The following is a 14,499-nucleotide window of genomic DNA, read 5'->3' on the forward strand; positions in this document are numbered from 1 at the left end:
ATGTAATGTGAATAATGCGTTAGGTAAACACATGATCTTATTATTATTGCAATGATATTAGTTATACAGAGATGTATAAGAGGTCAGCTTGGAGGAGAAATAAAAAAAGCACCAATCACATATGTGAATCGTGCTTATTATAGGTATAGCATAGGCAATGTATTCTGTGTGAATACTATGCGCCTGGAGGTACCGCTAAACTGTCTGCGATCATTTGGATGAGTTGGTCTTCAACCTCGAAGCGTGTCTCAATAATCTCTCCAATGAGCGATAAATCATTATCCAAATCTTCTAGAGGATCATCTTTACCAACATTGGCATACTTGTCGGTGAAATTTAATAGAGGATCAGTTGTCAGTACTATTTTACCGTAGGTCTGGTTAATTTCGTCAGTGGGAGAAAAACCCGTTGATTTCCATTTATCCATAACCATCTCATAGATCTTAAAATGACCTTCTGAAATGTAATCGACAAGGTGCTGACAATATTTCTGCAGTTCATCAGGCGTCGGTAGTTTTCCCATAGCTTTCTTATAGGTGTTCGGCTTCAATGCTGCGAGATGACAGTATTCGACGATAACGGTTTGTCTGGTATCAAGCCAGTGATCGATAACTTCACTGGAACCACCCCATTGTTCTTGTGTTTTTTTTAATTTATTTAACATGACCATGTCCCTCATGATCAGATTGCGCACATAGCGTCAACCGAAAACCCCATAAACTGAGGCACTTAATACAAATGTTTATCTTCTTGATACCAAAAGTAATGTGTATATATTATTACATGACGACTAATTCTGGTATGAATTCAGATTGCCAGTAAAATGGATGAACTTCAAGCGGTGAGGTCAAAGGATGTTAAAAAAAAGTGTTAATAATGGTGATGTCGACGCTTATTGGATTGTAGTGAATGGCAGTGATATCTGGCTAAATGAAAATGAAATGCCGTCAGGAACAGCTAAAGCATTGAATTTGCCTTTAGATAAAGCAATTCAAATCGGTGAGTATTTAGCTAAGCCAGTAATGTGGGTAAATGAAGCAGATGTCGATCAGATAGTCGAGCTAGTCTCTCTTCGAGATCATTTACTTATGCCACAAGCGTTGTTTTTATTGGCGAGCAAAGCCGTCCAGTATGGACATATGACACAGACACAAAGATTTTGTGCGCAGTGTGGCGGTAGAAACTTTCTGAATCATAATGAAATTGCAATGCAATGTGGTGAGTGTCGCACAATACACTATCCACGTATTTTTCCGTGCATCATCGTTGCGGTTCGTGATAAGGGCAAAATATTGTTAGCACAACATCCTCAACATAAAGGGGGAATGTATACGGTTATTGCTGGCTTTGTGGAAGTCGGGGAGACGTTAGAGCAGTGTGTTGCAAGAGAAGTAAAAGAAGAAACGGGTGTTAATATAAAGAATATTCGTTATTTTGGTAGCCAACCGTGGGCATTTCCAACCAACATGATGATAGGTTTTTTAGCGGATTATGATTCGGGTGATATTCAACCGGATTATACTGAGCTCGCCGATGTTAAATGGTTTACTCCGGAAGAGATGCCAGTCGTGGCGCCAAAAGGCACTATTGCTCGTGCTCTCATTGATAAGACGGTTGAATTCATAAATTTAGGATAAAAAAAACCCTCCGTAAACGGAGGGGGTAAGTAAGATGTCGTTATGAGATGTTTAGGTATTTTTAGCTACCTAATATTATTATTGTTTTCGCTAGCGGAAGGATTAGTACCATGCTCGGAAATAAGACGCAAAAGAATAGTTGATTAAAAACGTAATAACATGATCTAGGGCTCAAAGCTCGTATAGCAGCATATTTAAAGAGTGTTAGAATAAGCTTTTGAAAAAATTAAATTCAAATTGGAATGACGGAATGACCGAATTAAAAAACGATCGCTATTTACGCGCTCTACTGAAAGAACCTGTGGATTACACCCCTGTATGGATGATGCGTCAAGCAGGTCGTTATTTACCTGAATACAAAGCAACACGTGCAGAAGCTGGTGATTTTATGTCACTTTGCCGTAATGCAGAGTTGGCATCGGAAGTGACCATTCAACCTTTGCGCCGCTTTCCATTAGATGCCGCCATTCTGTTTTCTGATATTTTAACAATCCCTGATGCTATGGGGTTAGGTTTACACTTTGATACAGGTGAAGGCCCTAAGTTTGATCATCCTATTACTTGTAAAGCTGATGTTGATAAAATAGGTTTACCAGACCCTGAAGGTGAACTTCAATATGTAATGAATGCTGTACGTCAAATTCGCAAAGATCTGCAAGGTGAAGTGCCATTAATTGGTTTTTCTGGTAGTCCTTGGACTCTAGCTACCTATATGGTCGAAGGTGGAACGTCTAAAGCATTCACTAAGATTAAAAAGATGATGTATGCCGAACCAGCAACCTTGCACCTATTGTTAGATAAACTGGCTGACAGTGTGATCGAATATCTTAATGCTCAGATTAAAGCGGGCGCACAATCTGTGATGGTATTTGACACTTGGGGTGGTGTACTTACTCCGCGTGATTACAATCTATTCTCTCTTCAATACATGCAAAAAATAGTTGATGGCTTGATTCGTGAAAATGAAGGCCGTCGTGTTCCGGTTACTCTGTTTACTAAAAATGGTGGCATGTGGCTTGAACAGATCGCCGCAACAGGTTGTGATGCAATAGGTCTAGATTGGACTATCGACATCGAAAATGCGAAAGCACGCGTTGGAGATAAAGTGGCTTTACAAGGCAATATGGACCCGTCTGTCCTTTATGCACCTGCCCCACGAATTCAAGAAGAAGTAGCGACTATTCTAAAAGGCTTTGGTGATACAGGTACAGGCCATGTATTTAACTTAGGTCATGGTATTCACTTAGACGTGCCACCTGAAAATGCTGGCGTGTTTGTAGAAGCGGTACACGAGCTATCTAAGCCATACCATAAATAGATCAGATACTTTGTAACTTGGGCACTCACTTCGTTCGCTTCTAGGTTCTAGACTCGGGCTTCGTGAGAGCTCAATATTCTTTTCGAGAAAGTATTTTCTCCACTTTTTCAGCTAAGTGCTTAACAATATCTTCTTCAAACCACGGGTTCTTTCTAAGCCATAATGTATTTCTCGGAGACGGATGTGGAAGAGGCATAACGCTTGGTGACCATCTGTGCCACTGATGAACGGTCTCTGTGAGCGTTTTTGGTTTGTCTGGCAAATAATAATGTTGAGAGTATTGGCCAATCAGTAACGTTAACTCTATCTTTGGCAGTAGAGATAACACGCTTCTATGCCAAAGTGGGGCACACTCTTTCCTAGGAGGAAGGTCGCCATTTTTGCCTTTTCCCGGATAGCAAAAACCCATAGGCATGATGGCTATGTTTTTAGGGTCATAAAAACAATTCTTATCAATATTTAGCCAGCCTCGAAGCCTATCACCACTCGGGTCATTCCAAGGTATAGACGTTCTATGTACTTTAACCCCGGGAGCTTGGCCTATAATTAAAATCTTAGCGTCTTCATCTGCCTGTATAACCGGATTGGCACCGAGTTCAAGTTCTGATTCACAGAGCTTACATGCCTTTATCTCTGTAAGTAGGTCACTAATATTCATTAGTAGCCCTTTTCAAAATCGATAGTGTTTAGCAGGCTGAAGCCACTATGCCATAGAAGATAATTCTCTTTGAAAATCTCAAATACTTGCTCAGGGAAGCTGCACGCCGCAATGTGAGGGGTTACGGTGACTTTTGAATTGAGCCAATAAGGACAAGCTTGAGAAATTGGTTCATTGATAAATACATCTAAGAAGGCATGACGAATATTGTCGTTTTCAAGGGCCAATAACAGGCTTTCAGTATGAACTGAATGGCCTCTACCTACGTTGAAAAACAGGGCTTGTTGGCAATGAGAAAAAAACGTTTGGTCGAATATACCAACAGTATGTACGGTGTTAGGTAATGTCGACACAATGACGTCCATTTCAGCCAAAACATCATGTACCTGCTCAATGTGAACAATGTCTGTAAAAGCTGAATCCTTTGGTGGAATCCCAGTACGGTTGACGCCGATGGTATGTAACCCAAAAGATGAAGCAGATTTAGCCAAGTAATTACCTATCGCACCTGTACCTAAAATCAACATTTTTTTGCCTGAAACGGTCCGGTACCGATGAGGTAGCCAAAGCTTCTCAGATTGTTGAGTTCGGTATGTGTTGAAATGTCTAAAGTGGGAGATAGTGTAAGCCAAAACATATTCAGATATTTGCTCACCAAAGATTCCTTTCACATTGCTGAGTTGATAATCTTGTCGAAGCTCAGAGCTTATTAACGCATCAACACCGGCATAAGCGGATTGCATCCATTCAAGTTGACAGAACTCATCGACAATGGGGGCGATTAATGGAGGCGATCCTAAAATGATATTCGCGTCGTTATTATTGTCGGTAATAATTAGGTCAGGTAATTCTGCTTGATTAAGCATTTCGATGTATTCGTCGTTATATTCAGTAATGATTCTGACTTTGTTTTTAAAATTATCCATCTGCTTTCTTTTTTCCCTTTACTTTATCAAGTACACTGCCGCTGATTATTTATAAACCATAGAGCTGTTATGTTACAGAATCCACTGCAAGTACGACTTGAGAAGTTTGAACCATGGCAACAAATAACCTTCATGGCTTGTTTGTGTGAGCGTATGTATCCGAACTATGTTGTTTTTTGCGAGAATACAGAATTTGCAGAATCGCGTATATATCGAGATATCCTAGATAGCATCTGGGAGTTGATGACAGTAAAAAGTGCAAAAATAAATTTCGAGCGTCAGCTAGAAAAATTGGAAGAGTTGATCCCTTCATCCGAAGATTTTGATTTCTATGGTGTCTACCCTGCAATCGATGCGTGTAAAGGTTTATCTACGCTGATTCACGGCCTACTTGATAGAGACTATTTGTTTGAGAACATGTTGTCGGTGAGTGAGTTGTCAGTGATGACGGTTGCCCAGCTAGAAGAAGCTCAAGGCTGCGATGAGATCACTAATGAAAATCAAAAAGAAAACGAAGCGGTTTGTACTGAATGGGATGTTCAATGGGCAATATACAAACCACTCAAGGATGCAGTGAGGCGAGATATTGATCTGATTAAAGATCTACGCCAAGAAATCAAAGATGAAGGCGTGAGTAACTTAGGTATTTCAGCTTAATTTGAACCTGGAATCTTGAAGCGAATTCCGTTTGTTTAAAAGAACAACGTTCGCTTCAAGTTTCAAGAAGAAAAGACTTTAATCGCTGCTATCTTTTACATCATGCAATTTTTTCCACGTTTCCCATCTTTGATAAGCCAATTCCTGCATGTCTGTTGTTTTATCCGCCTCATCGACAATCTCTTCACCTATCAGATGTTCAAACATGTCTTCAAGGGTAACAATGCCTTGAATTGTGCCATATTCATCTACAACCAATATTAATTGAAGTCGATTGCTCATCATATGGTCAAACGCTTTAGGTAACACAGTGTTGTTAAGCAAAACATTAATGGGTCGCATTACGGCACCCAATTGCTGTTCACCGCTGCCTAATTGCTGCATCTTGAACAGTTCTAATCGATGCACAAATCCTAAAATATTGTCTTTTTGTTGGCTGTATATTAGCGGCCGGGAAAAAGGAATATCCTTATGTTGCTCTATAAACTCGTTAATGGTGAGTTCGGCTTCTACTCTAAAGACGACGGGCCTAGGTGTCATGATTTGTGTTATTGGGACATCAGGTAACGTTAGCAGGTTGTGTAGTATCTTAGATTCACCTTCATTGAATTCGCCGCTCTCTTTGGCAAGCATTGCCATCGCAGAAATTTCGTCGCGTAGTTTTGGAGGGGTATGCCCACGAGCCAAACGCTTGGTTATCTGCTCTGAAAGCCAAACAAATGGGGTTAACGCCCATACCATCCAACCAAGCAGGTTTGCAGCGACTGGAGCTAATTGTCTCCAATAGGTTGCACCTATGGTCTTTGGAACTATTTCTGAAAGCAGTAATATCCCCAATGTCAAAACAGCAGAGAACAAACCTAACCACTGGCTACCAAATACCGATGCTGCTTGCGCACCTGCACCAGCCGCTCCAATCGTATGGGCAATGGTATTAAGAGTCAGTATCGATGCTAAAGGGCGATCAATATTTCCTTTTAGTTGACTTAATTTCGGAGCCGAAGGATGTTTTTGTTGCCTTAATTGAGCTAAGTAGCTTGGCGTAATGCTGAGCAAAATAGCTTCAAGTACTGAACAAAAAAATGAAATACCGATGGCTACGGTTATATATAAAGTTAATAAAAACATGAATTTTTTAAGACATTCCTGTGTAAAGTATCAATAAATTAAAAGTATTTATGTGAGATATATAGCGCTTAGATACTGTATTTACTCGTGTTACGACATGATAAGCAACCACTACGGCACAGAAAACTGTATCAAATTGTGAGATATTACTCATATTCAACCTAAACTTACGTATTTTTAAGGTAACTTCCCAGACAAACCTTTGCCAGACGGGGCCTTTATGCATTACAGTGGTTCGGATTCGATAACACATAAAAAGGGAAACCTAATGAACAAGACCCAATTAATCGACTTTATCGCTGAAAAAGCGGATCTATCTAAAGCTCAAGCAAAATCTGCACTTGAAGCAACTCTAAGTAGTGTTTCTGATACACTAAAAGAGGGTGACCAAGTTCAACTAATTGGTTTTGGTACATTCAAAGTAAATCACCGTGCAGCTCGTATTGGTCGTAACCCAAAGACTGGCGAAGAGATTCAAATTTCTGCAGCTAATGTACCTGCATTTGTCGCAGGTAAAGCACTGAAAGAATCAGTGAAGTAATATAATTGACACCGAGCCAAGTGCTCGGTGTCATACTCTTTATGAAAAAGTATTTTATACCTCTTCTCTTATCCTCATTTCTTTTGGGCTGCTCATCTAGCCCAACGACAAGCAACACTGAAATATTCAATACGATGACTGGTGGCCAATCTGCTGGTGATGCAACGAGTTTTTATTGGTATACAGAGCGATTAGACCTTCCTTATTCCGCTTCCGATTATGTCGCTTCAGGTGATTATGGTTGGTATAAGTCTGACTATCGTTGGAGAAAAAGCGTCGTCAGAGAAATCGTCAGAGAAGGGATGCAACGACAAGCGTCATATGAGCCGGTGCCGTATAGAATTCAATTACGTTTTGATAATAATGGCGAGGCGGTTTACCAACAATATCGGCTTGATGGTAAGGTGCTTCCTTTGACAACACAGCAGATTCAGATGCTTTTGAATGAAGCTGAATCTATTAAAACCGTCACTGAACAGCAAGATAAGAACGGTTCTAGCTTGATGCAAGGGTATTGGGATGGGAAGGTGTTTAATAGCTGTGATGCTGAAACATTCAAAAGCATAGAATTTAATCAGACATTGCCAACCTTTGTTATAAATCGCCTTGCGAGTCTAGACAGTTATGCCGCGTTTGTTAGTTCTTCTTCGCCGGGTAAATTGGTCGTTAAAGATCTATTGATGCTAGAAGATGAAAGTTTTGATTGTGTAGAAAGACCCGTTTTTATAGAAGATGAATGAGTATAGTGAAGCCGGATAGGAAGTGAGTTCGACTAGATGACGGATTCAGTCCTGTGACACAATTGAAAAAAGGCGCATTGAGCGCCTTTTTTATGTCAGAACATCGAGAAAGATTATTTCTTGTTTTCTCTCTCTATCGCTCTGTAACCGATATCATTGCGATGGAACATGCCTTTCCAACTAATGCGCTTTGTAAGCTCATAGGCACGCTGCTGAGCTTCTGACACAGTATCCCCAAGTGCTGTTGCACAAAGTACCCGTCCACCATTAGTCACAACATCGCCGTCTCTATAACTTGTACCAGCATGAAACGCTTTTTCACCTTCTACTTCATCAGTCGGGAGCCCTGAGATAACGTCACCTTTTGCGTAATCAGCAGGGTAACCACCAGCAGCAAGTACGACACCAATAGAAGCGCGTGGATCCCAATGTGATTCAGCGTTTTCAAGGTTCTCATCAAGCGCGTCTAAACATAAGTCGACAAGATCAGATTCCATGCGCATCATGATTGGTTGTGTTTCCGGATCACCAAATCGACAATTATATTCGATGACTTTAGGTGTACCATCAGCATCAATCATCAAACCTGCATAAAGAAATCCAGTATAGGGAGCGCCCTCTGCATCCATGCCGCGAACCGTTGGGTAGATCACCTCTTCCAGTATTCGTGCATGTATTTCTGGTGTGACTACAGGTGCTGGAGAGTAAGCGCCCATACCACCAGTATTTGGACCCGTATCTTTGTCGCCGACGCGTTTGTGATCTTGGCTGGTGGCCATTGGTAAGACACTCTTACCATCGACCATGACTATAAAGCTTGCCTCTTCGCCTTCAAGAAACTCTTCGATAACGACTCGGCTACCTGCGTCTCCAAAAGCATTCCCCGCAAGCATATCTCTGATAGCATCTTCGGCTTCTTGCAGTGTCATTGCGACGATGACACCTTTACCAGCGGCTAAGCCATCGGCTTTAATAACGATTGGTGCACCCTTCTCACGAACGTATTCGATTGCGGGTGTAATCTCGGTAAAGTTCGCGTACCAACCCGTCGGAATATCATGGCGAGCTAAAAAGTCTTTAGTGAATGCTTTTGAACCTTCTAGCTGTGCGGCGGCTTTTGTTGGTCCAAAAATAGGTAGGCTTGCTTCGCGGAATGCGTCAACGACACCAAGTACCAAAGGTACTTCCGGACCTACAATCGTTAGATCGATGGCTTTTTCTTTTGCAAAAGCCACTAAGGCATCAATATCTTCTACATCGATAGCAATATTCGATAGCTTTGGTTCGAGTGCCGTACCCGCATTGCCCGGTGCGACATAAACGGTTTCAACATCTGGGTTTTGTGCCGCTTTCCAGCCAAGCGCATGCTCTCGACCGCCTGCACCTATGATTAATACATCCATTTTTATTTCCTTTAATAGCTGCGCCATTTTTTCAACTTCCGTGTCAAGCGTGCTCATTTATGCTTATAAACTCCGCGCGCTTTCCTTGAATTAGAAAAAATGGCTTTGCTCTAAAATGAATAATTCATTTTAAAAACTGAATAGGGATAAAATATTCAATTCACCAAGTTATGTATTTATAGCTTGAATCTGAGTTTCTTATTAATGGCGGAAGTGACGCATGCCAGTGAAGATCATCGCCATGCCGTGTTCGTCAGCGGCTTCAATTACTTCATTATCGCGCATAGAACCCCCAGGCTGAATAACACATTTTATTCCTGCTTCTGCTGCGGCATCTATGCCATCACGGAACGGGAAGAAAGCGTCAGATGCCATTACGCTACCAGGTACTTCAAGCCCTTCATCTGCGGCCTTAATACCTGCAATTTTGGCAGAGTATACTCGGCTCATTTGGCCAGCACCAACACCAATGGTCATATCGCCTTTCGCATAGACAATGGCATTAGATTTTACATATTTTGCGACTTTCCAGCAGAACAGCGCGTCTTTGAGTTCTTCTTCTGTTGGTTGGCGTTTGGATACAACGGTTAGATCATCGTGCGTCACCATACCTTGATCGCGGTCTTGAACAAGTAGGCCCCCATTCACTCGTTTAACATCGAAGCCCGTCGTTTTTGTTGTCCATTCACCACACTCAAGTAGACGAAGGTTTTTCTTCGCTGCGACTATTTCAATCGCTTCAGTCGATATGCTAGGTGCAATGATAACCTCAACAAACTGACGTTCAACAATCGCTTGTGCGGTCGCTGCATCCAACTCTTGGTTGAAGGCGATAATGCCGCCAAACGCCGACGTAGGATCGGTTTGATATGCACGGTTATAGGCTTCAAGGATATCTTTACCAAGAGCGACACCACATGGGTTTGCGTGCTTAACGATAACGCAAGCGGGTTCAGAAAATTCTTTAACGCACTCTAAAGCAGCATCGGTATCCGCTATGTTGTTGTATGAAAGCGCTTTGCCTTGAATTTGACGAGCCGTTGAAACCGAGGCTTCTTCAGGGTTTTCTTCGACATAAAAAGCCGCTGCTTGGTGGCTGTTCTCACCGTAGCGCATATCTTGTTTCTTCTTGAACTGCTGGTTAAACGTGCGAGGGAACGTTGACTCCTCGTCACCTTCTTTATTGTCGCCATAGGAAGGGACCATAGTACCAAAATAGTTGGCAATCATACCGTCGTAGGCGGCGGTATGTTCGAAGGCAGCGATAGCAAGATCAAAACGAGTGTCTAATGTAAGTGATTTCTCATTTGTATCCATTTCAGCGATGACGCGGGAGTAATCAGAGGCGTTAACGACAATAGCCACATCTTTATGATTTTTCGCGGCACTGCGAACCATCGTAGGCCCACCGATGTCTATATTTTCAACAGCATCAGCCAATGTGCAACCGTCTTTCGCCACGGTTTCTGCAAATGGGTACAGGTTAACGACAACCATATCAATAGGGTCGATACCGTGCAGTGCCATAACCGCATCATCTTGACCTCGACGGCCAAGTACACCGCCATGAACTTTAGGGTGCAGGGTCTTCACTCGACCATCCATCATCTCTGGAAAGCCGGTATAATCAGAAACTTCAGTAACAGAGATACCTTGTTCTGCAAGCAGGCGAGCAGTACCACCAGTAGATAAAATATCGATACCTCGATCAGAAAGAGCCTGAGCGAACTCAACAATACCAGTTTTGTCTGATACGCTGATAAGAGCGCGACGGATTGGGCGGGCGTTATTCATTGCTTCCATTTTCCTTGAATTCACAGAAATTATTGTATAAGAGATACGTTTATTGCCAGATGCTACGTTTTAACAAGTAAGCACACGGGTATAAATTTGTTAAAAATGATGGCGCGTATTCTACCCAATTTGCACCTAAAATGCTCGCGCAATCGATTGGCTTCACATAAATAATTAAAATCAGTCTATTTTTTAGACAAAAAAGATAAGGAATAAATATGTACCTGATTGGAGAACTGGCAAAAAAAGGTGGCGTGACGACTGATACGCTTCGATTTTATGAAAAAAACGGCCTTATTCAACCCGTCGGGCGCAGTGATTCTGGTTATCGTATTTATTCTGAAAATAGCCTTGAGCAAGTCCAGTTCATTTTAAACTCTAAGCGACTTGGATTAAGTCTCGATGAGATTAGAGAGTTGTTAGAGATTCGCCTTGAAGCCACTCAACATAGCTGCGCGGAAGTAAAAGGCATTACGTCAACAAAACTACTCCTTATTGATGAGAAAATTAAGGAGCTAACCAAAATTCGAAACGCTCTGAAGAAAATTAACGATGCTTGTTGCGGACACAGTAATGACAACGCAAGTCATTGTTCCATTTTAGAGGCGCTAAAGTAATGATGAAAGATAGCCTGTTATGGAGAACCGGTACTCAGCCTAGAAGTCGCTATAGAGCAAGTGAATAGAAATGTTTGGGCTATATCAGCATTATTCTTTGCTACTCAATTTTTGTACCGCCAATATCAAGGCCAAATCTTATCGTATTCATTGTTGTGACTTCTCGTGGGTAAAATAAGAAGGAAATAGAGCAGAAAATTATAGGCTTGCTACTCTATTTGTTGTTCGAAATGGAATCAGAGTTCGGTGTTACTTGAATACAGTGCGTAAACGAACGATTTTTTCTTTCAATATAGAGGTTGGACAACCAAGGTTTAGACGAATAAATCCTTTTCCTTGCTCGCCAAAACTATAACCCATCGTCGGAATGACTCCGGCGAGATGAAGTTGTTCTTCGAGTTCGTTATCGCTCAGTTCTAGTGCCCTGCAATCCAACCATGCAAGATAGGTAGATTCTTGTGGGAGATAAGTCACCTTGGTCAGCTCCGTGTTAACGAAGTCAGCAAGCACTCGATTATTGTTTTCTAGATAACAAAGTGTTTCATCAAGCCATTCTCTCCCATGGCGATACGCGGCTTGATTTGCCAATAAGCTCAACGAACTGTACACATCCATTCCATAGGCGAGCAATTTGGACTTCAGCGCTTTTGCTTCATGTTCATTTGGAATCATAGTATTAGTTAAGCGCATCGATGGTAAGCCAAATGACTTTGTGCCAGCGATGCATACGGCCATTTTGTTCAGATAATCCGGATTGACTCGTAAACAGCTAAAGAATGTATATCCGTTAAATACGATGTCGGCCCAAATTTCGTCTGAAATAATATATGTGTCGTATAGGTGGCAAAGTGCACAAACCTTAGTCACTTCCTCTTCTGTCCAAACGCGTCCACCGGGATTGTGTGGGTTGCAGAACATGAGGATTTTTATGCCAGACTTTAATTGATTTTCTAGGTCATCAAAGTTAATGGTGTAGTAGCCGTTGTTGTTTTCAAGTGGAGAAACAGCAAGCTCCCGATTTGTATTTTCAATCGTTCGATAGAACGCGTGGTAGACAGGGCTAAAAACAAGAACTCGTTCGCCAGGGTTGCTCCAACGTTCAACCAGCATCGCGATAGCGGGTAGGCTTCCCGGAGTGGTATGGAACCACTCCTTCTTTAGCTCAACCTTGTGATTCTCCGACCACCAATCGATGACGGAGTTAAAATACTCATCGCCACGCTCAGAATAGCCAAATATCCCATGTTCAATTCGTTCTTTAAGTGGTGTAGTAATGAAGTCGGGAGCTTTAAAATCCCAGTCAGATACCCAGCTTGGTAATGCCTTTCCTTTTGGAACACCGAGCCACTTTTCCATGTAGTCCCATTTTAGGCAGTCTGTATCGTAGCGATTGATAACGGTATCTAATTCGTGTTGCATAATGTCCTCGTCAAAAACAGGAAGCACTGAATCGTGCTTCCTGAAGGTTCGTCGTGTTTAAACTAACTGGTTGCAGTATTTGCCGCTTTATCTTGTATTTGTATCTCGTCGGCATTTTTTTCTGTTTTGAGTTTAGCGATCCCGATGCCGCTATACGCCCAGATCATCGCAAAAATGACACCAGAATAGTTTTGAATTGCCCACGGTAGGTAATCAAGGGTTGAAACGCCTAGCGTAGCCGCCATAAATACGCCAGCATTGGTCCAAGGAATCAATGGCTCAATAACTGTCCCTGCATCTTCAATCGTACGAGATAAATTTTTCGCGTCGAGCTGCATACGCTTATACATATCACGGAATATTTCAGAAGGAATTAAAAGTGCAAGCTTCCCATCTGATGTTGTGGATACAACAATGAAAGTGGTAGCAATGGTTGCTCCAATCAAGCTTGCTGTTCCTTTGATCCCCTTTGTAAGCAATCTCACTAATACGTTTAGGCTACCAGTGAGTGCTAGTGTGCCAGCAAATGAGAACGCGCAGAAAACAAGAAGGACAACACCCATCATAGAAGTCATGCCACCGCGATTTACTAACGTTAAAACGTCACTAAGAACGACAACATCACCAAGTCCTGAGCTCGTAAACATGGAAGCATTAAAACCACCCAACATGGAAGTAAGTGCGGTGTTTAGGTCGAAACCTTGGAAAATCATGGCATTAGCAATGGCTATAGCAATGGCGGCGACCATGAGTGGAATCGTTGGAAGTTTGCGTATGGCACCCCATAAAATAAGAACTGGTGGTAATAACAAGAAAATATTTAGTGAGAATAATTCGTTAAGGTTTGCCAAAATGGCAATTATTTTTTCAGGTGTTTCCGCCGAAACGTCACTGTTTCCAGCAAAGAAAAATACAATTGAAGCCAACAAAAAGGCAGGAATTGTTGTCCACAACATATGCTGTATGTGGGAGTAAAGGTCCGTCCCTGCAACAACAGGAGCGAAGTTTGTGGAATCAGAAAGTGGCGAAATTTTGTCGCCAAAGTAAGCGCCAGAAACTACTGCACCAGCAACGGCAGCAAGATTCGCATCCATGCCTGTGGCTACACCCATTAGCGCAACACCAACGGTTCCCGCAGAACCCCAAGAGGTTCCGGTACACAAGGAAACAAAGCTAGTGACTAAGAATGCTGTAAAAATTAAATATTCAGGGCTAATGACTTTAAGGCCGTAATAGACAAGCATTGGAATGGTGCCACCAATCATCCAACTGCCAATCAAACCGCCGACAAGTACCAATATAAATACAGCAGGCAAAGCTTTAGCAAGACGTTCAGTAATTGCGCTTTGGATATCGTCCCAGCCATAGCCTAATTTCCAGGCGACTCCAGAAGCGACAACGGCCGATCCTAATAATAAGCTTTCGATGGGTAAACCAAATACGCCATAGCCCACAATCAAGAAAGTGAGCATTGTTAGTATCGGCAGTAACGCCAATCCAACAGTTGGGGTAGATATAGTTTTGCTTTTCATGTAAATTACATCCAAGTTATTATATGTAGAAAGTACATATTAAGGTTTATAATCGTTTTAATCACAGTATTAGCATATATCTTCTCTTTTACGGGATCTGTGATGGACGTCAATAATGTAATTATTATC

At 41.9% G+C, this 14,499-nt stretch carries 14 protein-coding genes; 6 read left to right on the plus strand and 8 right to left on the minus strand.

Annotated elements, in window-relative coordinates; all coding sequences use genetic code 11:
* Positions 1-175 precede the first annotated feature (175 nt).
* Positions 176-670, minus strand: a complete 495-nt coding sequence (gene rsd / locus AACW90_RS17815; RefSeq protein WP_390237098.1) for a sigma D regulator — start codon at positions 668-670, stop codon at positions 176-178.
* A 184-nt stretch (positions 671-854) separates the two neighbouring features.
* Between rsd and nudC the strand changes: the two genes are divergently transcribed.
* Positions 855-1,637 carry an NAD(+) diphosphatase gene (gene nudC / locus AACW90_RS17820; protein ID WP_390237100.1) on the plus strand — a complete coding sequence of 261 codons (783 nt, stop codon included), beginning with the start codon at positions 855-857 and terminating at the stop codon, positions 1,635-1,637.
* A 250-nt stretch (positions 1,638-1,887) separates the two neighbouring features.
* Complete coding sequence (hemE, locus tag AACW90_RS17825) at positions 1,888-2,955, plus strand: uroporphyrinogen decarboxylase (protein ID WP_390237102.1); 1,068 nt, start codon at positions 1,888-1,890, stop codon at positions 2,953-2,955.
* A 70-nt stretch (positions 2,956-3,025) separates the two neighbouring features.
* Here the strand turns inward: hemE and AACW90_RS17830 are convergent, their stop codons facing one another.
* Both AACW90_RS17830 and AACW90_RS17835 read right to left on the minus strand, forming a co-directional pair.
* The gene (locus tag AACW90_RS17830) at positions 3,026-3,613 is read right to left on the minus strand and encodes a uracil-DNA glycosylase family protein (RefSeq protein WP_390237105.1); all 588 of its coding nucleotides are present in this window, start codon (positions 3,611-3,613) and stop codon (positions 3,026-3,028) included.
* Positions 3,613-4,539 carry a D-2-hydroxyacid dehydrogenase gene (locus AACW90_RS17835; RefSeq protein ID WP_390237107.1) on the minus strand — a complete coding sequence of 309 codons (927 nt, stop codon included), beginning with the start codon at positions 4,537-4,539 and terminating at the stop codon, positions 3,613-3,615. Before AACW90_RS17835 ends, AACW90_RS17830 begins: the two co-directional genes overlap by 1 nt.
* Positions 4,540-4,608: 69 nt before the next feature.
* Here AACW90_RS17835 and AACW90_RS17840 point away from each other — a divergent pair, with 69 nt between their 5' ends.
* The gene (locus AACW90_RS17840) at positions 4,609-5,196 is read left to right on the plus strand and encodes a YjaG family protein (protein WP_390237109.1); all 588 of its coding nucleotides are present in this window, start codon (positions 4,609-4,611) and stop codon (positions 5,194-5,196) included.
* A gap of 78 nt (positions 5,197-5,274) precedes the next feature.
* Here AACW90_RS17840 and AACW90_RS17845 read toward each other — a convergent pair whose 3' ends face one another.
* Positions 5,275-6,324: a CNNM domain-containing protein gene (locus AACW90_RS17845; protein WP_390237111.1), complete on the minus strand. Its 1,050-nt coding sequence runs from the start codon at positions 6,322-6,324 to the stop codon at positions 5,275-5,277.
* A 268-nt stretch (positions 6,325-6,592) separates the two neighbouring features.
* Here AACW90_RS17845 and AACW90_RS17850 point away from each other — a divergent pair, with 268 nt between their 5' ends.
* Positions 6,593-6,865 carry an HU family DNA-binding protein gene (locus tag AACW90_RS17850; protein WP_390237113.1) on the plus strand — a complete coding sequence of 91 codons (273 nt, stop codon included), beginning with the start codon at positions 6,593-6,595 and terminating at the stop codon, positions 6,863-6,865.
* Between the two features lie 41 nt (positions 6,866-6,906).
* Positions 6,907-7,605 carry a DUF1481 domain-containing protein gene (locus tag AACW90_RS17855; RefSeq protein ID WP_390237115.1) on the plus strand — a complete coding sequence of 233 codons (699 nt, stop codon included), beginning with the start codon at positions 6,907-6,909 and terminating at the stop codon, positions 7,603-7,605.
* A gap of 113 nt (positions 7,606-7,718) precedes the next feature.
* Here AACW90_RS17855 and purD read toward each other — a convergent pair whose 3' ends face one another.
* Together purD and purH are read right to left on the minus strand one after the other, a co-directional pair.
* Positions 7,719-9,008: a phosphoribosylamine--glycine ligase gene (gene purD, locus AACW90_RS17860; protein WP_390237117.1), complete on the minus strand. Its 1,290-nt coding sequence runs from the start codon at positions 9,006-9,008 to the stop codon at positions 7,719-7,721.
* A gap of 201 nt (positions 9,009-9,209) precedes the next feature.
* Positions 9,210-10,802: a bifunctional phosphoribosylaminoimidazolecarboxamide formyltransferase/IMP cyclohydrolase gene (gene purH, locus AACW90_RS17865; RefSeq protein ID WP_390237119.1), complete on the minus strand. Its 1,593-nt coding sequence runs from the start codon at positions 10,800-10,802 to the stop codon at positions 9,210-9,212.
* A 218-nt stretch (positions 10,803-11,020) separates the two neighbouring features.
* On the opposite strand from purH, the gene zntR reads away from it, so the two are divergent.
* Positions 11,021-11,419, plus strand: a complete 399-nt coding sequence (zntR, locus tag AACW90_RS17870) for a Zn(2+)-responsive transcriptional regulator (protein ID WP_390237121.1) — start codon at positions 11,021-11,023, stop codon at positions 11,417-11,419.
* Between the two features lie 249 nt (positions 11,420-11,668).
* Here zntR and AACW90_RS17875 read toward each other — a convergent pair whose 3' ends face one another.
* Both AACW90_RS17875 and nhaC read right to left on the minus strand, forming a co-directional pair.
* Positions 11,669-12,838 (minus strand): MalY/PatB family protein, encoded by a 1,170-nt coding sequence (locus AACW90_RS17875; protein WP_390237123.1) that lies wholly within the window; start codon positions 12,836-12,838, stop codon positions 11,669-11,671.
* Positions 12,839-12,900: 62 nt separating this feature from the next.
* On the minus strand, positions 12,901-14,370 hold the full coding sequence (gene nhaC / locus AACW90_RS17880; protein WP_390237125.1) for a Na+/H+ antiporter NhaC: 1,470 nt from the start codon (positions 14,368-14,370) through the stop codon (positions 12,901-12,903).
* Positions 14,371-14,499: the final 129 nt, after the last annotated feature.

The sequence above is a fragment of the Vibrio frigidus genome (assembly GCF_042465995.1).
Taxonomy (GTDB): domain Bacteria; phylum Pseudomonadota; class Gammaproteobacteria; order Enterobacterales; family Vibrionaceae; genus Vibrio.